This is a genomic window from Caldivirga sp. UBA161 (assembly GCF_002506515.1).
Classification (GTDB): domain Archaea; phylum Thermoproteota; class Thermoprotei; order Thermoproteales; family Thermocladiaceae; genus Caldivirga.
This window is the reverse complement of the sequence record NZ_DAXS01000038.1, coordinates 2,296-21,952: the sequence shown is the minus strand read 5'-3', so window position 1 is coordinate 21,952 and position 19,657 is coordinate 2,296. Positions and strand designations below refer to the sequence as shown.

At 42.8% G+C, this 19,657-nt stretch carries 14 protein-coding genes and 1 pseudogene; 2 read left to right on the top strand and 13 right to left on the bottom strand.

Translation table 11 applies throughout. From position 1 onward, the window contains the following. Positions 1 to 15: 15 nt before the first annotated feature. The 3 genes from BP896_RS04305 to BP896_RS04295 all read right to left on the bottom strand — a co-directional run bounded on the left by BP896_RS04305 (position 16) and on the right by BP896_RS04295 (position 5,143). Complete coding sequence (locus BP896_RS04305; RefSeq protein WP_291766022.1) at positions 16 to 2,628, bottom strand: DUF1854 domain-containing protein; 2,613 nt, start codon at positions 2,626 to 2,628, stop codon at positions 16 to 18. Between the two features lie 171 nt (positions 2,629 to 2,799). Continuing rightward, positions 2,800 to 3,840, bottom strand: a complete 1,041-nt coding sequence (locus tag BP896_RS04300) for a DUF354 domain-containing protein (protein ID WP_291766021.1) — start codon at positions 3,838 to 3,840, stop codon at positions 2,800 to 2,802. Between the two features lie 55 nt (positions 3,841 to 3,895). Beyond that, entirely contained in the window at positions 3,896 to 5,143 is a 1,248-nt protein-coding gene (locus BP896_RS04295) for an arginine deiminase family protein (protein ID WP_291766018.1), read from the bottom strand. Positions 5,144 to 5,206: 63 nt separating this feature from the next. Here BP896_RS04295 and BP896_RS04290 point away from each other — a divergent pair, with 63 nt between their 5' ends. Then, a complete protein-coding gene (locus tag BP896_RS04290; RefSeq protein ID WP_291766016.1) occupies positions 5,207 to 6,406 on the top strand; it encodes a pyridoxal phosphate-dependent aminotransferase in 1,200 nt (399 codons plus the stop codon). Between the two features lie 171 nt (positions 6,407 to 6,577). On the opposite strand, the gene BP896_RS04285 is transcribed toward BP896_RS04290, so the two are convergent. From BP896_RS04285 to BP896_RS04240, 10 genes are all read right to left on the bottom strand, one after another. Next, on the bottom strand, positions 6,578 to 7,924 hold the full coding sequence (locus tag BP896_RS04285; RefSeq protein ID WP_291766013.1) for a vWA domain-containing protein: 1,347 nt from the start codon (positions 7,922 to 7,924) through the stop codon (positions 6,578 to 6,580). Further along, the gene (locus BP896_RS04280) at positions 7,908 to 9,047 is read right to left on the bottom strand and encodes an AAA family ATPase (RefSeq protein WP_291766011.1); all 1,140 of its coding nucleotides are present in this window, start codon (positions 9,045 to 9,047) and stop codon (positions 7,908 to 7,910) included. Before BP896_RS04280 ends, BP896_RS04285 begins: the two co-directional genes overlap by 17 nt. 77 nt (positions 9,048 to 9,124) lie before the next feature. Then, the gene (locus tag BP896_RS04275) at positions 9,125 to 9,709 is read right to left on the bottom strand and encodes an indolepyruvate oxidoreductase subunit beta (protein ID WP_291766009.1); all 585 of its coding nucleotides are present in this window, start codon (positions 9,707 to 9,709) and stop codon (positions 9,125 to 9,127) included. Next, the gene (locus BP896_RS04270) at positions 9,709 to 11,553 is read right to left on the bottom strand and encodes an indolepyruvate ferredoxin oxidoreductase subunit alpha (RefSeq protein WP_349681931.1); all 1,845 of its coding nucleotides are present in this window, start codon (positions 11,551 to 11,553) and stop codon (positions 9,709 to 9,711) included. The genes BP896_RS04275 and BP896_RS04270 overlap by 1 nt, the downstream gene beginning before the upstream one ends. Positions 11,554 to 11,759: 206 nt before the next feature. Next, the gene (locus BP896_RS04265; protein ID WP_291766007.1) at positions 11,760 to 14,174 is read right to left on the bottom strand and encodes an AAA family ATPase; all 2,415 of its coding nucleotides are present in this window, start codon (positions 14,172 to 14,174) and stop codon (positions 11,760 to 11,762) included. Further along, positions 14,156 to 15,373: a metallophosphoesterase family protein gene (locus tag BP896_RS04260; protein WP_291766006.1), complete on the bottom strand. Its 1,218-nt coding sequence runs from the start codon at positions 15,371 to 15,373 to the stop codon at positions 14,156 to 14,158. The genes BP896_RS04265 and BP896_RS04260 overlap by 19 nt, the downstream gene beginning before the upstream one ends. 149 nt (positions 15,374 to 15,522) lie before the next feature. Further along, positions 15,523 to 15,837, bottom strand: a complete 315-nt coding sequence (gene tatA, locus BP896_RS04255; protein ID WP_291766157.1) for a twin-arginine translocase TatA/TatE family subunit — start codon at positions 15,835 to 15,837, stop codon at positions 15,523 to 15,525. A 73-nt stretch (positions 15,838 to 15,910) separates the two neighbouring features. Continuing rightward, positions 15,911 to 17,332: a Fe-S cluster assembly protein SufB gene (gene sufB / locus BP896_RS04250; protein ID WP_291766155.1), complete on the bottom strand. Its 1,422-nt coding sequence runs from the start codon at positions 17,330 to 17,332 to the stop codon at positions 15,911 to 15,913. Positions 17,333 to 17,559: 227 nt separating this feature from the next. After that, positions 17,560 to 19,122, bottom strand: coding sequence for a sodium:solute symporter family protein (locus BP896_RS04245; protein WP_291766004.1), 1,563 nt, complete (start codon positions 19,120 to 19,122; stop codon positions 17,560 to 17,562). After that, positions 19,119 to 19,331 (bottom strand): DUF3311 domain-containing protein, encoded by a 213-nt coding sequence (locus BP896_RS04240; RefSeq protein ID WP_291766002.1) that lies wholly within the window; start codon positions 19,329 to 19,331, stop codon positions 19,119 to 19,121. Before BP896_RS04240 ends, BP896_RS04245 begins: the two co-directional genes overlap by 4 nt. A 257-nt stretch (positions 19,332 to 19,588) precedes the next feature. Here BP896_RS04240 and BP896_RS09910 point away from each other — a divergent pair. After that, a pseudogene (locus tag BP896_RS09910) lies at positions 19,589 to 19,657 on the top strand (hypothetical protein); the annotation flags it as partial.

Genomic DNA, 19,657 nt, shown 5'->3' with positions numbered 1-19,657 from the left:
AACCCTTATATGAAATTACACTGTATCGGCTATTAGCTTAAGGCTATCTTTATCAAGTCTCTTTAAGTCGATTTCATATATATTATCGTGAATATCAACTAAGGTTAATTTACTATCCATAAGCATTACATTCCTCCTACCCCTAGTGTTAACCACCACCTCACCATAATTAGTAACAAGATGCCACTCTAATTCATCACCCTTAACGTTAATACTCTTAACTTTCACTGTCACAGGTTTAAAGTTATTCAATGCTATTGCAGTTTCAAGTAGCTTAACTGACTCAGCATCAAGTGCCTTATAGTTGCTTAAAATGAAGCGCTCCTTACCATCCTTATCATAGAATATTACGTACTCAGGCTGGGATATTGGGAACGGTAACTTTGGCTTAAGATCCCTATAAACCTCCCCCTTAACAATTAATGTGATTAGGCTCTTCCTGCTCCCTGGCTTAACCTTAACTTTACTTGGCTCAATCATAATGCCCTCAACGTAATCCCTAAGGGTCAAGGCATTTCCATCATCATCACCGTTCTTAAGAAGCTTTAACTCACCGGTGAATAATTCAAGCTGATCCTTAAACATGTTGTAGAAGTACCCCCTCTTAGCCAATAATTCACTTGGCTTACCCTCCTCCACAATTTCCCCATTCGCCATAACTATAACCCTATCCGCGCTCATGACTTCGACGAAACTATGCGTAACGAATATTGCAGTCCTACCCTTAGCCAGATTCATAATGGCCCTGTAGACCTCAGCCTCATTAATAACGTCAAGGTTTGACGTTGCTTCATCAAGTATTACAATATCCGGCTGCTTAATAATTGCCCTCGCAATTGAAATCCTCTGCCTCTGGCCACCAGATAATGATGAGCCCCTCTCACCTAGGTTAGTGTCATAGGCTAGGGGTAACTGCATTATCTCATCATGTATCCTAGCAGCCTTGCAGGCAGCAATGATCTCCCAAGGCTCAACATTCCTCCCACTACCGTAAGCCACATTGAAGGCCACTGTACTATCGAATAAGGCTACCTCCTGCGGCACGTAGGCTACCCTATCCCTAAGGTACTGTAGGTCAATTTCCTTAATATTAACTCCATTAATCCTTATCTCCCCTGAGTCAACATCATACATCCTGAGCAGTAGCTTAGATAATGTACTCTTCCCTGAACCACTCTTACCAACCACGGCAACCTTCTCGCCGACCCTTATTTTCATGTTTATGTTCTTTAAGACTGGCGTGTACTTATCGTAGCTGAACCAAACATTACTGAATAATATGTCGCCCTTTAAGTCAGGCTTCTTAGGCTTCTCAGGCTGCTTAACGTCAGGCTCAGCCTCCATTATCTCCCTAAGCCTATCCCCTGAGGTCACTGCCTGCTGTATGAATGGTATTATGTTGCTTAGGTTATTTATAGGCCCGTAGAATTGAGCCATGTAGGATACGAATGCGGTCAAGGTACCTAATTGAATAGTACCTGCAATAACCTGTTCGCCACCAAACCACCACATCATTACTGTTGATAATGATGTCAGTAAGCCTAGGAATGGCCAGTAGCTGACATTCATCTTAGTTACCTTAACCTGAGACTCATAAAGCCTATTAAGGAGGTCATTTAACCTATTAGACTCATAATCCTCCTTGGCGAAGGACTTTATAACCATGTAATTAGGTATAGTATCCGATAAGGCGCTGGTTACATCAGCGCTCCTTCTCCAATTCCTGTGGTAAACCCTATGAGACTTCTTACGGTACCTATATATCATGTAGGCTATTACTGGGGTTGGCAGTAGTACGAATAAAGCTAATTTAACATCCATGGTAAACAATATTACACCTATACCTATTAGGGTTAGTACATTAACTATAAGCGTCGGTAAGCCCCAGACCATTAACCACTGGGTGTTGCCTGCATCATTAGTTAACCTTGAAAGTATCCTACCTGTCGACATCCTATCTATGAATGAGGCTGAAAGCTTCATAACATGCTCAAAAACCTTAGACCTAATGTCATTCACAACCCTCTGCCCAACAGTGTTAAGTATGTAATTCTGGGCTATGGATAAGGCCGTAACCCCCACATATGATCCTATTAACGTTAATGTTAAATTAATGAAGAGCTTCATTGAATGCGTCTTGGTTAAGAAGACGTTATCGATCAGTATCTTAAGCAGGTAAGGTGGAACTAAGTTAAGCATTGCTATGCTTATGGATAATATAATACCTATAAGCATCTTATGCCAGTAAGGCCTCATGAAGTTAAGTAGCCAAAGCAATGTACTCTTAACATTCGGCTTCCTATTCTCCCTACTTAATGTAACACCCTCGTAATGCCCATTACCGTTTATACGCCCATTAACGAATATCGAGAACCTCCTAAACTCCTCAATAGGTTTCTTAGTGAAGTAAGCCGCCTCAATCTCCTCACCATTCTTCATAACTAGGATAAGCTTACCTATACCAATCCCATCCTCAATGTAAACCCTCTGTATGTCGCTTAATTGGTAAGACTCCTGTTTACCATCATAACTCACTATTATTCTATCATCTTTTGTTAAACATACTTCACTATTCCTGAATCTGAGATCTTTATCTAAGTCGGAATCCACCTTAAAGACGCAATCCATAAATGGTTCTTAGGCCGCCTTTAACCTACCATATTAATAAACCTTTTCCCATTAAGTCTTAGTAAAATCTTTATAATGCTTAGTGATGAATATAAACAATGTATATGTATCATAATGAGTTGTTGTTTTATATAATAATTAAATAGTTAAGAGTAAGTATCATCCCCTATTTTAGTTAGCCAGCATGTTAGCCTCATTAAGTATTAACTCGGTGGGATCCTCAAGACCCTTTATTAAACCTACCTTACCCATTCCCATAGCCTTACGTATACTGGAAACCAGCCTACTTGGTTTAACCCTAATTAATGGTGCACCAGCCTTAATCACATACCTATCAGTATAGTAGGTTGATGGGAAGTAGGATATTGATGGGACACCTAGTAGTGCAGCCTCCACAGCAAAGGTTGATCCACCAGTTATGACTAGATTTGAATAGTAGGCTAATTGAAGGCCATCAATTGGTTTACTCGGCATTACCACTCTACCGTTCCTTAATTCACTGGAGAACTTGCTAATCACTAACTCCCTCTGGTCATCATATCTAGGGAACACAACCACCTTAAAGCCCTCCTTCAATAGGAATTTAATCGCCTTAACAGCGATTCTAGATTGCTCACCGTAATTATAGTAGGCTGCCTTACTCTCCTCAAACCTGAAAATCACGTATTGGTCGCCATTCCTTAAACCCAACTGCTCAACCTCACCCCAATTAGGCTTAAACCTATAGACCCACATTACCTCAAAGACGCCGTTAAAGAACTTAACCTTACCCTCCTCACCGTGTGGAATATAAGCCATTAGCCTCCTCTTGGGTATAGCTATAGGTGCAATAACACTATTAGCCAGTGGTAAGGTTAGTTTATTAACATGAAAGGCGTGGACTGTATCTGTTAAGGCTATTGATGGCTTACCTAAACCGAAGGCTACTCGAAAGGCGTCAGGTGATGTTAATGATACGTGAACATTAAAACCATTAACTACATCAATTAATTTAAGGCTCCTACTGAGCCCATTAATCAGCTTACTTTTAACATCATCACCATGCTCACCCTCACAGTACCCATTTATGCCATACATCTTTAACACATTAATAACGTAGTCGTAGCTCCTACACGTGATTATGAACCCATAACCCCTCCCCATACCCTCCAACGCCAGCACTGAGGCTATTCTAGCCTGCTTAGCCGTTAATGCATCGAACCATATTAGCATTAATAGGTTAATGGGCTGTAATTATTAAGCTTAGCTTTACAAGCATTTAAGTGAATCAGGTTCTTCGTATAGTGGCTGTGGCGCAGTGAACACCACCATAGCCGCCAACCAGTTCACTGACGTCTATTGTTATGAAGTCCACACCCTCATTAAGCACATCCGGCCTATATGGGAAAATACGCCCCTCACTCTTCATCTTATCGTAACCTGACTCCACGTATTGTAATGTAGCTTGCCTAACTGGGTCATCACTGCTTCGCAGCCTCCTAATCATCTTCTTAATATTCATCTCAATGTTAGGCACCAGTATTCTCCTATCCTTAAGGGTCAGGAAGTTTGAGGCGAAGGCTGCCTGCTCAACAATGGATAAGTTAATTACGTTGAAGCCCCTCTGCCTAATATAATCAAGTAATGTGGCTTCACTCACCTTCTCCAACCCGTCTTGAGCCCTTGCGTAAACGGTGACTTGAGTATTCTTCATTAATTCCTCATTCCCTATCACTAAGCCGTCGCCGGCAACGTTAAAGTATGTGTCAAGGTGCATTACAAGCATGTTATCCCCCCATGGGTGTTTAGGTATCTTAGCAATAACTAATTCATCGAAGTCCAGTAGACCCATTATCTGCTTAACCCCATTAATACTACTCCTCCACCCATACCCAATTATTGCGAAGTCACCCATGGGCATGAAGTCGCCTCCCTCCAGGAAACCCGGCTTAATTAACTTATATACTATTGGTGCGTTTATAGCCTTAAAGAAGAGTTCAGTAACCATTGGTTCAAGCCTCCTTTGAAGCATTCGCATCCTACCCATTACAACGCCTGCCTTAACAACTAACTGTTGATCCCTAGTGTAGTATAGGTTAGCCATTGGGTTCCTATTAATTATTCTTGCCATTAAATTCGTCTTAGTTCTCCTAATAATGATCGCCGGCCTCAGTATGAGTATGTTGAATAATGCTTCAGGATCATATGATGCTAGGCTCCTTAGGAAGTCGGTGTAGGCGTCATCACTTAAATCCCCCTTATACACTATTGATGACTTAACAATAGACACAACAGCCTCCCTGAACTCACTGCTATGCCTCATCCTCTGTATTATTATGCTTTTAAGCCTGTGTACAGTAACCCCCTCACTCATCATTACGTGTTCCATGTTTTGATGCTCATAAAGCGCCTCATCCATACTAAACACTCCCTCGTATAGGAAGGCCTTAGGGTAAAGTAACCCGTAGAACATTTCCACGCCAGGCCTATGAACCATAACCTCACTTAACTTATCCCATTCACTTCTAACCAACACTAGTTGTTTGACTAGGCATAGCTTAAATAGATTATACCTAAGCCTAAAGTTAAGGTGAATTAAGTGCCTAAGCCTGCTAAGGGATCGGAGTACTTGAGGGGGTCGATGATCAGGGAGGTTAATACACTGGTTGATGAACTTGAGGGCAGCGGGATAGATGTAATTAAAATGCACATTGGCCAACCTGGGGTACCACCCTCAAGTAGGTTAATAAGTGATTTCACAAATCTGCTTAAGGAGAAGCCCTTTGAGTTAAGCGCCTACTCCTCAACACCTGGAATACTTGAGTTAAGGGAGGCTATTGCTGATGATTATCACAAGTACTCGGGTGTTAAGGTTTCTCCATCAAATATCTCAGTAACCACAGGCTCCTCTGAGGCTATAATAACATTAGCCATGGCTTTCCTAAACCCAGGCGATAAGGTTGTTGTACTTAACCCAACCTACCTGCTATATAAGCCAATTATGCAGTACTTTAATGCTAAGGTCACTGAGGTTAAGGTGAGTATTAGTAATAACTTTAATCCTGACCCTGAGGAATTGAAAGAGGTTATTGATAAGGACACTAAATTAATAGTGCTTGTTAATCCAGATAACCCAACTGGCTCAACCCTTAGAGATGAGGTTGTTAAGACTGCAGTGGACTTAGCCGTGGATAATGATTCATTACTAATCTATGATGAGGCCTATAGGCACCTCTACTATGAGGGTGAGCACGTGTATGCGTTGAGGTATAATATGAGTAATGTTATTGCATTAAACACCTTCTCAAAGGACCCAGCATTACCAGGTTGGAGGCTTGGATTCGTGGTTACTGATGAGAGCATCCTTAACGTCTTCAATAGGGTTAAGCAATACGTTAACATTAATCCACCAACTCCAGCACAATACATTGGCCTCCTATACCTACGTAAGTATAAAGAGAACTTCATTAAGGAGATTATACCGTTATTTAGGGAGAGGAGGGATGTAGTCTACAGTAGTATTAAGTCCATGCTACCTGACGCCAAAGTTCTTAAGCCGAGTGCCGGATTATTCATATTTCCTGACCTATCAAGTTACTTAAGTAGGATTAAGATGAGTGACCTAGACTTCTCACTAAGATTACTGAGGGAGAAGCATGTTGGTGTTGTGCCAGGCTCAGCATTTGGCGATGGGGGTGCATTACACATTAGGATTAACTTCACTAGGGAATCAACTGATAGGCTTCGTGAGGGCGTGGAGAAAATCGCTGAGTTATTAAGGGAATTATCAGCGCTATGAGTATTAATTTACTTTTTTGAAACCTGACCTCCTCCCCACCCGGAAGGGTGAAGTTTACCGTTCGTTCCATCATGTTGATAACCTTAGTTAAACTTTAATGCCTCCATTAATATCCTAAAGCNNGGAGTGGGGCAATGAAGCAGGAAGCCCCCTCCCCAAGGAGGGAGTAGCTCACATTTTCCTTAGCACGCTTATTAATGATCTGGCATTAAGGTTATGTATCTTAGTTACTTTTGGCCCAAGCATTTCAAGGGCTGAGTGCTCATTACCTATGAGTATTATCCTATAGTCGCTGAAGCCTGATAGGCCCTGTTTAATTAACGCTAAGTCAAGTTCGTCATCTTCACCATCAGTTATTAACACTAGTTTATAATTTCTTAAGGCTGGGTTCCTGCGGACATCATCGTAGGCTACCCTAATGGCTGAGGTTATGTTTGTTCCACCTAATGGTACTAAGGATAGGAGGGTCTTTATTATGTCCTTCTTATTAGTCATTAATTGGTATATTTGCTGGTCGAAGAATCTCGCCACAACCTCGTGGCCCTTCATAACCATTACTATGGCTAATGCTGCTGCCCAGGTTATTTTACTCACGCTACTGTACTCGAATATGTTGTTCATAACAGTATAGAACATGCTTCCGCTCTTATCTATGACTAGGTATATCTTAGGCTTCCTCATCATTTTCCTCTCCTTAACCGTTAAGCTCCCAGTGGCTAACTTGTAGGCGTATATTGGCTTAGCGAACTTAGCCAATGCCCTACTAGTTGGGGTTAGGTCCTTAACCTCATTAACCTTATCCATCCTCTTAATACCAGTCATAACTCCCTTATCAAGCATTTCATTAAGTATACCCTCATCATACATGCGGCTTGACTCCGTTACAAGCCTAAGTAGTGAGTTAAGCATGTTAACTAACCTAGCCCTATATGGGTCTATGTCAGTGTCCAGTATTAATTCAGCAACCTCATGCCCTATTGCTGGCCCTAGAACTGAACGAGCCTTATTGATCGTATCATTAACCTTCTTCATGTTGCCCATGTAGAATGAAATTAATGACCTAATCTCCCTATCAAGCATACTCCTACTCTCCCTTGATGATTGTGATGACTTATTTGACGCATCCTTCAATGCATTGGCAAGCCTCTCGTTCCGTTCAATCCTATTAAGCATGTTAATGTATATTCTAAGTAACTTAACGGCCATTATCCTTGATAATCTACCATTCAGTTTAGTTAACCTAGAGACCTCCGCATACTGCTCACTATTAATGTAGTTACTAACTATCATCCTCCATAATGCCCTATAATTATTACTATCACTACCACTCCTAAGTATTGGTTGCCTATAATGTATGTAGAATGAATCGGCAAGTATATAGTTCCTTAACTTATCCAGGTTCGGTATCATGTGGCGCTTAGCCAATAAGTAAACCTCCCTAAGCCTATAACGCGTTAACTCCTCATTATAATCAACATTAAGCAGTATACCATAATCCTCCTCACTGCTCTGACCCATATATAGCACCCCTTAACCTCTGGATTAGGTACTCCGCCTCCTCTATTTCACTAATGTATAGGCTTAGGAGGGATTTATCCCACCTAGCTTTAAGCCTATTCAAAGCCTCCTCAGCCTCCTTAATCTTCTGGGCTGCCTCATTAACCATATTATTGTTTAATAATGCCTTAGCCTCACTAACCAGGTCACTGACCTTAAGTAACTCATCAGGTAGGTGTGCTGTTAAGAATGCATCATACTCACTCAACTGCTCCTTATCGTGAACCAAGTAGCGGGAAACCTTCATGACCGCGACCTTAAGCACTGTTGCATTAACTTGACTCAATGGGAAACCTTGAATCATTAAGTAGGCTAACGCGTATAATGGAACCTTTATCCTAGTCCTATTACTTATGGGGACGTGCTCAACGAAGTCAGCTATTATTGGTGAAGTAACCTTAGCCACGTCATTAATGTTAACGTAGAGGTGCCTAATTAACTCATTATAAGTGCCGCGGATCAACTCCATGGTTGCCACAGGGCTTAAATTCTCAGTCTCCCTACGTAAGTACCAGCCCTTAGTGAGCAATGCCTCAGTATCCTCAGGTGCGGCATATTCAGTGAATATCCTTAATGGGAACCTATCATAGAGTGCTTGAAGCTCCTCCTCCTCAGGAATCCTATTACTACTACCGAAGACGGTCCAGGTCTTAACTGGAATAACCTTATCACCATCGTAAACCACCCTCTCGTTTAGGAGAGAGAGGAGTGTGTTAAGTATTGCACTTGATGCGTTAAATATTTCGTCAAGTAGGGCGAAGTCGCTCTCAACTATTGAATTAACGTAAATCCTCTCAACTTTACCCTCCAGTAGTTTAGCAACATCAATGGGGCCGAGTATTTCCTCAAGGTCAGTGAACTTGGTTAACTGCCTGTAAAACCACTTGGCGTTAAGTAGCTTAGATAATACGTAAACCAGCGTCGTCTTAGCTGTGCCAGGGGGACCTATGAGTAAGTAATTCTCCCTAGCCAGCGTTGACATTAATATGCCGGTAACCTCATTACTGTACTTGTAAAACATGCTGTTAAGCTTAAGGTACAGGTTCCTAATGTCTTCAATGCCCTTACTACCCGCAGGCTCCATAATTGTATAGAAGCTGACCCATTTATAATGGTTTGTGTTGTTTTCACTCAATAAAATAATACTAAAATTAACTCTTATTAGCTTGAGGAAACTACAGCACGCCCAAGCCTAAAGGCTTTAATATTCTCTGAAACAGCCTTACCAATGACCTTAACTATCGCCTCCTCAACAGCCTCAACACTAATCACCTCATTAATCCTACTTAACGCATGCAATGCACCTAACATCACCATGTTTTCAAACACAGGATTCCCAATCTTAACCGCATAATCATAAGCATCCACCAAGTATACCTTAGCAGCATTCCCCTTAACCTCAGCCTCTATTGATTCAGGCCTAGGTAATGAACCCTTAAGCCCTGGAGGTGGTATGAGCCTCCTATTGATGATTAGTAAAGTAGCCTTATTAGCGAAGGGTAGTGCCCTAAGCGCCTCAATTAGCTCAAATGCAACAATAATGTCAGCCCCACCCTTAGGTATTAGTGGTGAGTCCACATCCCCCAACCTAACGTGTACATCAACCGCCCCACCCCTCTGACTTAAGCCATGCGTCTCAGCCACCAGCACCTTGAGTCCAGAATCCACTGCAGCCTGGCCAAGTACTGAGGCAAATGTGATCAAGCCCTGGCCGCCTACGCCTGTTAAGTATATGTTGAGCTTCATTAAACTTCACCCCACTTACTTAACCACTCCTCAGCATTACCAAGGGGCCTTATTGCACCATATGGGCAAACTTGGGCGCAAACTGAACAACCCATGCATGAGGCTGGGTCTATTGATGCCTTACCATCATTAAGCCTAATTATTGCTGGGCAAGTTATCAAGTTATAGCATATTCCACATGCTTTACAAGCATTGGGATCAATAGTGTATTTAACGATAAGTGAACCACGCCCCCTTGACGCCTCTAGGGCGCATGCCCTCTTCATAACTACTAGGGCTAATTCCCCATCCTTAACCTTCCTCAATGCATCACTCAATGTAGCCTCAGCCTCCTTTACATTGAAGGGGTCAATGGTGTACACGTATTTAACTCCAATTGCCTTAGCAACCGCAGCAATGTCAATGGCCTGTGCTGGGCTTGGCTGGCCGCCTGTCATTGCTGTGAACCTATTATCCATAACGATGATGAGCATTGGCGCCTTATTGTAAACTGCATCAACTAAGGCTGGTAAGCCGGCGTGGAAGAATGTGGAGTCACCTATGATGGCTATGATGAATTGCCTACCACCAGTGCCTCTAAGTATGCCCATGCCTAAGCCTATTGAACTACCCATGTTCGTTAATACGTCCTGCTCATTAAAGGGTGGATTTATACCGAGGGAGTAGCAGCCTATATCGCCGCTGAAGATTGGCTTAACCCTGGCCTTAGCTGTGGTTATCTTTAATTCGTAGAATGATGCTGCATGAGGGCAACCTGGGCAGAAGACCGGTGGCCTTGGTGGTGCATCAACATGTTGAGTATTATTTTGTATTCTCCTAAATTCAACCCCAAGTACCTTAGCCAAACCCTCCTCAACATTCAGTAGCGTTAATTCACCAACCCTAGTGAAGAGGCCTTCGGCCTTACCATAAACTGGAACCCTAATACCCTCATCATAAAGCACCCCCTTAACCTGAAGCTCAACCACCGGATCACCCTCCTCAATAACCACTACCTTATCAGAATTAGCCGCTGCATTGGCTATGAGTTTCCTAGGTAAGGGTACTGGGGTGATTACATTGAGTGTACTAACGTGTATTTCAAGATCCCTTAAAGCCTCCTTAACATACTTATACGCTACACCACTTGTAATAACTAATACCCTACCATCATTAACATACTCATGAGGCAAATCCTCAACAGCATACTGAATATTCTCCCAACGTTTAATCAACTCCTCCTTAAGTTGCCTGGCATTTGATGGCACTAAAGCATGATGCATTGGGTCCTTAACATAATTCTGAGCATAATCAGGTTTACTGAATTCACAGGCCTTAACAGGTTCCCTAACGTGGGAAACCCTAGTAACGAGCCTCATTAATATTGGGTGATTGAGGCGCTGGCTCATAACCATTGATAACTTAACAAGGTCAGCTGCATTCTGTGGGCTATATGGTTCGATTACTGGAATATAGGCGTGTAAGCCAACCCACCTGTTGTCTTGCTCATTCTGGCTTGACCACATTCCAGGGTCATCAGCAGTAATAACCAGTAGGCTATTCCTAACACCAGTGTATGCACTTGACATGAGTGGATCCATGGCTACATTTAAGCCGACATGCTTCATGCTAACTAATGCCTTAGCACCAGCTAACGCTGCACCGTAAGCCACCTCGTAGGCTACCTTCTCGTTGCTTGACCATTCAACGTAAACCCCCACCTCCCTGGAGTGGTCAATAATATACTCAATTATTTCACTACTCGGTGTGCCGGGGTAACCTGCCGCAACGGCTAAACCCGCTTCTAATGCTGCATGTGCAACCGCATGATTACCTAACATGAGCCTCACTGAGCAATTAACCATCATTACATAGGTAATTTACTGTTTTTAAAACTATTGCTATAAATATAGTTTATATTTTAGTACATTAAGTATAGTTCATAAGGCGCCTAAACCCCACTTTACTAGGCATTACGTTTAAGCGAATGATTATTCATTACCCTTAATGAAATCAGGTAATGAACTTAAAGTTTACTAAATTCATTTCTTAAGTGAATTCTATATGCTACTCATGCATTATACGCCACTGACTCACCCCTTGGATTAATGACCTCAACCCTAATAACATTATCAGCAGTGTTCTCGAATGCATCAACATGTGACGTAACCACTAGTGTATCTACGACGTTAGATAAGTCACGTAGCCAGTTTGAAACCCTCCTCCTATGCTCAGAATCCAAGTGTTCGGTTGGTTCATCCAGTAGCATTATTGGTATGTCGCCCAGTATGGCCTTAGATAAAGCGAACCTAAGTACCAGGGCTACTAGGTTTCTTTCACCCATTGAAAGCATGCTTACCGGTAGCTCCTTACCATCACTCCTCTTAACCATGACTTCATAATCCTCCGTGACGTAAATGTCAATTAAAGATTCCTTATGCCTAAGCATCTTGAAGGCGTCCTTTAATTCATCATTTATAGCATTCAGTAATGCCTTCCTTAACGCTGGCTTAGCGTTATCTATGGCGTTAATTAAATCCACAACCTCCTGAATCTTACTCCTAATGAACCTAAGCCTTTCACTCCTCTTATTAATTAAATCCCTTAAACGCTTAGCCTCACTCTCCAATTCACTTATACTGGCTTTTAATTGACTCAAAATACCGTTGCTTTTATCAAGTCTAGTCCTCAGGCTCTTAACCTCCTCCTCAACCTCCTTAACCTTATTCTCAATCTCATTAAGCCTAGCTAACTCTTTCCCCAATGCCTCAACCTCCCCCTCCAACTCCCTGATCCTTGCCTCAACATTAGCCTTATTCTCCATTAAATGCCTTAAATCAGCCTCAGGGCTCTTGGCTAACTCAGCATTAAGCCTAACGTACTCCTCCTGAAGCCTCTCAGCCTCAGTTAGCTTCCTTCTTAATTCACTAAGCCTTGCATTAACGCCCTTATGCTTCATCCTCACGTCATCCAATTCCTTAACCTCCTCCTTGGCAACCTTTAATTCCTCATCAAGTTCACTAATCCTGCTTCTTAATTCCCTTAACTTTGATTCAAGGGTGGGAATCCTCTCCGTAGCTATTTTGGCTTGGGTAAGCCTATTCCTAAGTTCCTCCTCAGTATCCTTTAGGTCACTGTAATCCCTTAGCCTTGAGTCAATTTCCCTAATCTCCTCCCTAATTAACCTTAATCTCTCATTATTCTCCCTAATCAACCTTTCCCTATCCCCTGGCTCCAGCGGCCTCTTGCATACTGGGCATACTGGTTCCTTGGATGACTTCAATACGTTCAACTCCTCCTCAATGTGGCTTATCTCACTCTTAAGTGATAGTTTCCTTGACTTCAACTCATCAAGCTCATTAAGCCTAGTTAAGATTTCCTTAAGCCTCTCCTCTAACTCACTCCTTTCAGCCGCCTTCCCCCTTAACTCCTCTAACTCAGCCTCAATCTCCCTCAACTGGTTACTTAACTCTGCCCGCTGCCTTTCAAGTCCCTTTATTGCCGATTCCTTGGATTCAAGGGTTATTACCTTATCCCGTAAATCTCTTTCCTCCTCCTCAAGTTTATTAACCTCATCCCTTAACTCCTTCACCCCTTTAAGCGCCTCCTCAATCTCCTTAATCCTAGCCCTAATACTATCCCTTTCTTTAATCTTATCTTCAACACCCTTAATGCTTTCATTAATCCTACCTAACTCACCCTTAAGCCTCATTAACTCATCATTAAGTGCATTGAACCTTTCCCTAATTCCAATTAACCTCCTCTCCTCCTCCTTAAGCTTACTTAGTTCATCCTCCTTAACGCTTAACTCTACTTCAAGCTTATTGATTTCACTTTCAATTTCCTTAACCTTAACCCTAGCCTCACTTAACCTCCCCTCAACCCTATCCTTCTCATCATTATTCTCCCTAATGGCCGCCTCAAGAGCCTTCTCCTCACCCTCAAGCCTCTTCTCAATACCCCTTAATACGTCCGTTTGAAGCTTATCCATTGAGTCTATTTTAAGTAACTTATCGAACTTAAACTCCTCCCTCCTATTAACCTCAAGTATATCCCTCAATTCACCCTGCCTAACGTAAAGTAGGCTGAAGAGCTCAACATCAATACCTAGATTCTCAGTAACCCACCTAGTCACCTCCTTATCCCTACCGGCAACCCTACTATTATTCTCACTCATGACGTATGTCTGGGATTCAATAACCTTCTCCCTAGTGAAGGCACGTTGAATAATGTACCGATGCCCCTCAATATTCACCACAAGCCTAACCGCACCCGTGGAGGCGCCTATGGTTACTAACTCCGATAACCTAATCCTCCTTCTCTTAAGCCAATCAGTCCCATAGAGCGCTAAGGCTATTGAATCCAGTATAGTTGTCTTACCTGCACCGTTTAAGCCATATATGAAATTAACACCGTTACTTAACCTCACCGTGGCCTTTCTTATTGACCTAATGTTCTCAATCTCAATCAACTCCACTGAAGCCATTCAACATCATCCCCTATCTCAAGGGCCTTCTCTAAGGTAACCCTAGCTTCATTAACCTTACCATCACTCACCATGTCAAGGGCCCTAAGGACCGCATTAACAATGCTTCCATTACCAAGGTTCTTACCTAGTACTGATTGAATCAGCTCCATTAAGCCATACACAACCTGCCCCTTAACACTACTACGCCTCGTAACTGTTAACTTAACGTTAACCTTAAGCGCATCCCTTATTAAACCCTTAATAGTATTAAATCCATAATCCCTAATACTGAAACCATCACCCAACACACCGGTTACATTAACCTCAACGTAGGCATCCCTATAATTAAGGCTACTTAACCCACTTAAATGCTCCCTGAAAACTGACGGTGATTCACCATTAACGTTAACTAGAATCTTAATCATCCTACGCCCCCCACGAAGCTTAATAGGCTCAACCTTAACCCTACCGCCACCTTCATCAACATTCAGAAGTAGGAAACCCTTGGGGTCTTGTTCCTTAACCTTACTTAATTTACCATCATTAAGCATATATGTTTCAAACTCCTGGGAATCCCAAATCTCAAGGGAACCAGGGTAAACCGCATTTAATGATGGATGCCTCAAAGCATGTTCATGAATATGGCCAACCGCGTAGTAGGCGTCCACTGGAAGTTCACTGGCGGGTATGGTGTAGTAGTCTATGTTAGGCATAGGGTACCTATACGGTGTACCTTCAATGTACTGATGCATCATAATTATGTTTAAGCCACTCCCCATTAATTCCCTTAAACCCCTGGTGAGCTTACCATGATCACTGCTGGGCACGCAGCCTAAGCCAATTACCCTTAACTTACCGTAGTCAACGTAATCCAAGTCAAGGTACTTAACTAGGCCTGAGGATGATAGTACACTTATTGGATTATCCACAGGATTAATAACGGAGGCATCATGATTACCCCTGGTAACAATAACTTCAAGGCCTGAATCCCTAAGCCTACTGAAGCCCTTAATTGCGGTTAAGTAGGTTGATGGGGATGGCCTTGGGTTATCGAAGAGGTCACCAGTAACAAGAACAACATCAACCCCCCTCTCCTCGCGTAGTTTAATGATCTCATTAACTGCATTAAGGAATGCTAACTCATAATCCCTAGCCCTGGCCTCAAGCCCATACTGCCTCCTACCTAAGTGTACATCAGATATGTGAGCAATGAGCACAATACTGAACCTATGTTTAGGTTAAAAAGCTAGTGCATTAATTAATACTTTTCAGCAACTCTAAGGTTAAGTGATCCTTAAGAAGACCCAATTACCTTAACCCTTAAGCATAAGTGAGTAACTAATTTAAGCCTAGTCAAGGTGGATGGTTACTGCGGCTCCTTTCCCCTCTGCTTCTCTAATTCCTCAATCTTCCTTCTTAACTCCTCTATTTGCCTCCTTAATTCCTCATTCTCCTCATCCTTAGCCTTCCCTGTATTATCCTGCTTATTAGCATTGGCTTGGTTTGACTGGGGTTCATTGGTTAATTGCCTAAGCTCCCTCTCAACCTCCACCTGCCCCTTCCTAAACTCACCCACAGCCCTACCTAAGGCTCTAAATAACTCAGGAACCTTATTATAGCCGCCAAACAATATTAAAATAACCGCAATCACAATGACCCAATCCCAAACACTACCAATCATACCCACCAATATTGTTAAACACTAATGCATTTAATAAACCCTTCGCTCCATCACAGAGATTAGAACAAGTAAATTACCCAATCTTACGCATTCTACTTAACTCTAATTCAATGGCCTTATTGAATATTGACATGTATTCCACAGGTAAGTTAACCATTACGTCATGGAAGTAGCCAAGCACTATTAGGCTCCTGGCCTCCTCTTCGCTTAGTCCGCGGCTCCTTAGGTAGAATAACTTATCCTCACTTATCCTACCTGTGTAGGCTTCATGGGTTACTACGGCCGTATCCTCAAACACCTGCTCATGAGGGATAGTGTAAGCCTTAGACTTATCATCAAGTACCAGTGAATCACATGATACTGATGACTTAGCGAACCTGGCGCCCTTCCTAACGTAGACAAGGCCCCTATACACAGTGGTGCCACCATTTATGCTAACCCCCTTACTGATTACCTTACTTGACGTGTGGGGCGCGTCATGGAAGACCTTAGCACCCTCCTCCTTCCAGGTTAACCCATTGGCTAAGGCCACTGATGTGACTGTTGTTTTAGCGTACTCACCCTTGAGGACTGTCATTGGGTAAACCATGGTTACCTTACCACCCAGTGAACCACTAAGCCACTCAACATTAGTATTGGACTCGGCTATCGCCCTATTGTTGCCGAAGTATACGACCCCCTTGCTCCAATTCTTCATATCAATAAGCTTAACCCTAGCCCCCTTATGCACGTAAACCTCAGTTACACCATCATGTAGGCTAAGGCCACTGAAGACTGGGGCTGCACAGGCCACTATTAACTCAACTTGGGAATTCTCACCAACTACAATTAATGAATGCTCGAATTGGCCAACGTTAGCGCTGCTAATGAGTATAACAAGCTCTATGGGCATTTTAACATGGGTGTTAGGCGGTACATAGACGAAGATTCCACCACTCCATAATGCAATGTTAAGTGACGCAAACTTATACTCAGGTGGGAAAACCTTACCGAAGTACTTGGCCACTAGGTCAGGGTATTTCTTAACCGCTTCATCCATACTCATAGCCACTACCCCCGCCTCCTCAAGGCTCTTCCTCACATTCTCGTAAACAACTCCAGAGTCAACCTGGCTAATTACCCCAGCTAATAGCCTGGATTCAACTTCAGGTATTTGAAGGGCCTCATAATACTCCCTTAACTCCCTCGGTAACTCATCCCATGATCTAGCCCTCTCAACACTTGGCTTAGCGTATAGAACTAGGGATTCAAGATTAATATTGCCCTCAAGGGGGAGCCAATTTGGCCAAGGCTGCTTCTCAAACATTTCAAGGGCCCTTAACCTAAGCCTCCTCATCCAATCAGGCTCACCCCTAATCCTACTCAACTCCTCAACAGCATCCCTACTTATCCTACCTGTTATTACCACATCCCATTTAATCGGTTTAGCTGAACCAAGCATATTTGAAACATCCTCAGTCTTAATGAAATCCAGTTTAACGTCACTCACCCCCATCACATATTTCATTAACTTTAATTAGATTATAAACCTTACTTAAGTATAAATTACGCTAATGAAGGCGAGTGAAATCAGTACGTGGGTTCCCGATCACTGGTCACAACTTAATAATCCTCATCACTAAATTCCCTAAATTAAACATCCTTATAAATTATGCCCATGAACTTAACACGGAGGGGTAGTTATATTGATTTTAAGAGTAATAAAAATTAAGTGGAATCGCATTATGCCTTAACCTTACTAACCGCACTCCTCTTAGTTAACTCAGCTATTGCAGTGCCCACTAGGGTAACTAGTATGTTTACCGCCAATGCTAGTACAGCAATGTAGTATAGGTGGCCTGCAATCGGGTATAGTGTTGGTGAGGCACCCCTTGTTGCAATATACCTAGTAATGAACATGTATACTCCCGTTAATATTCCTGAAGCCCAACCGGCCATGAGCGCATACTTATTGAACCTATTAGTTACTAGGCCGAGGAATATTGGGGGTAATGTTTGCGTTATTATTATTCCACCAAGTAACTGTAGGTTTATTGAAACTGAGGCCAATGCCGGTATTAAGGCAAAAACAAGGGCCAGGAACTTAAAGAATACTGAAGCCCACTTAGCCAACCTAGCCTCACCCTGAGGTGTTAACTTAACCACGTACCTAGCCACATTCCTAGTCAGTAAATTAGCCTGAGCCATGGCCATGATTGCAGCCGGCACCATGCCTCCAATGAAAATACCCAGCAACGCCACTCCAGCTAACCAACCGGGCAGTATTGTGGCTGCCAATGCCGGTATTGGTAAGTTACCCTTAATCACGGCTGCGTAGCCTGTTGATGGGAAGCTCCTTATAATGTTAAGCGCCTTTGAATCAGCGTAAACCAGTATTCCGTAAAGAGCCAGTAATGCAAGCCCAATGCCGTATATTGGCAGTAGGGCTGTGCTTAATGCTAGTTTACGCTTATCCTCGGCGCTGAGAGCTCCATTAACTGAATGTGGGTATAGGTAAAGCGCCAGTGAGCTACCAACCCAAAGTGATAGGTAGGCCGAGGTGAAGGCTGGGTTAAGGCTACTGACGCCTGTGAGTAGGCCCTTACCGCTGTTTAGGCTTGTAGCCGCCTTGAAGGCTGTGTGGAATGCGCCTGGTATAGCTATGGGTGCGGCAATTAATATGGCTATTATGCTTAGGAAAATTAAGGCATCCTTAAACACTGCAGTTAAGGTGGCTCCCCTTAAGCCACTCGTATAAGTGAAGGCAGCCAATATTATGAAGGCTATAGTTAAGGCCAAGTCACTTACGAATTCTAGGCTGGCTCCAGGGACAACGTTAAGTAGCATAACGGCTAATACAGCACTCATACCCACTATTTGAAGTGCAATGTAAGGTAACTCAGCCACAATGCCGGTTAAGGCAATTAATGCGGCTAATAACTTACTGTTGAACCTATCCTCAACGAAGTCAGCAGCCGTAATGTAGCCCCTCCTCCTAGACCACTCCCAGAGGGGAGGCATGACCACTGTGGCTAATGCGAATACTGTGGCTACATAAGGCACTGCGAAGAAGTATAATGCACCCTTTGCGAACACGCCGGCAGGAACAGCAACAAAGGTGTATGCTGTGTATAAGTCTGCACCCACTAGGAACCATACTAGGAATGTACCCAACCTCCTGCCGGCTAAGGCCCACTCATCAAGCCTACTTAAATCACCTCTACGCCACCTTGCCCCATAAAAGCCCAGTAGCACGAAAATCACGAAGAGTACTAGGAATGATGCCCAACCAGTAAACCCAATCATGACTCACCACCATAAATCAAGAGAACTCCCATTAGGCTTAAGACGGCTGCAACAATCAACCAAAGGGTCTGAAACCAGTAAAAGAATGGTACACCATCAACCTCAGGGTTAACCCTATTGTACGCCGGTAGTATTAGGTAAAAGATCCACGGCACTATGAATAATACCGCCGCAGTAACCTTTCTACCTAAGCTAGTATTACTAGACATAGAGGAGTTTCTCTACTAAATTCCTTATAAGTATTATCCTCATAACTACTTGAATTGATGTAAACATAAATTGTGAAATATCTTAAACTAATACAATTAAACTTCGCATCTAACCCCACTCAAATGTATTAAATTTGCAGGGATGTAAAGTTTTTAAGTGCCGTAAATTGAGCATATCATGGCTAGGTTGGTTATTACATACGGCTAAGAAACCATACGTATACACGCTCCCCAGTGGGGAAACCGTGGCCATATGCATGTGTGGGTTAAGTGATAAGTACCCATTCTGCAGTGGGAAGCATAAGCTAGTTCAGGATGAGGATGAT

Coding starts and splice junctions, on each gene's coding strand:
- BP896_RS04305 (WP_291766022.1), bottom strand. CDS start 2,628: ATGGATTGCGTCTTTAAGGTGGATTCCGACTTAGATAAAGATCTCAGA.
- BP896_RS04300 (WP_291766021.1), bottom strand. CDS start 3,840: ATGCTAATATGGTTCGATGCATTAACGGCTAAGCAGGCTAGAATAGCC.
- BP896_RS04285 (WP_291766013.1), bottom strand. CDS start 7,924: ATGGGTCAGAGCAGTGAGGAGGATTATGGTATACTGCTTAATGTTGAT.
- BP896_RS04280 (WP_291766011.1), bottom strand. CDS start 9,047: ATGGAGCCTGCGGGTAGTAAGGGCATTGAAGACATTAGGAACCTGTAC.
- BP896_RS04275 (WP_291766009.1), bottom strand. CDS start 9,709: ATGAAGCTCAACATATACTTAACAGGCGTAGGCGGCCAGGGCTTGATC.
- BP896_RS04270 (WP_349681931.1), bottom strand. CDS start 11,553: ATGGTTAATTGCTCAGTGAGGCTCATGTTAGGTAATCATGCGGTTGCA.
- BP896_RS04265 (WP_291766007.1), bottom strand. CDS start 14,174: ATGGCTTCAGTGGAGTTGATTGAGATTGAGAACATTAGGTCAATAAGA.
- tatA (WP_291766157.1), bottom strand. CDS start 15,837: ATGATTGGTAGTGTTTGGGATTGGGTCATTGTGATTGCGGTTATTTTA.
- sufB (WP_291766155.1), bottom strand. CDS start 17,332: ATGGGGGTGAGTGACGTTAAACTGGATTTCATTAAGACTGAGGATGTT.
- BP896_RS04245 (WP_291766004.1), bottom strand. CDS start 19,122: ATGATTGGGTTTACTGGTTGGGCATCATTCCTAGTACTCTTCGTGATT.
- BP896_RS04240 (WP_291766002.1), bottom strand. CDS start 19,331: ATGTCTAGTAATACTAGCTTAGGTAGAAAGGTTACTGCGGCGGTATTA.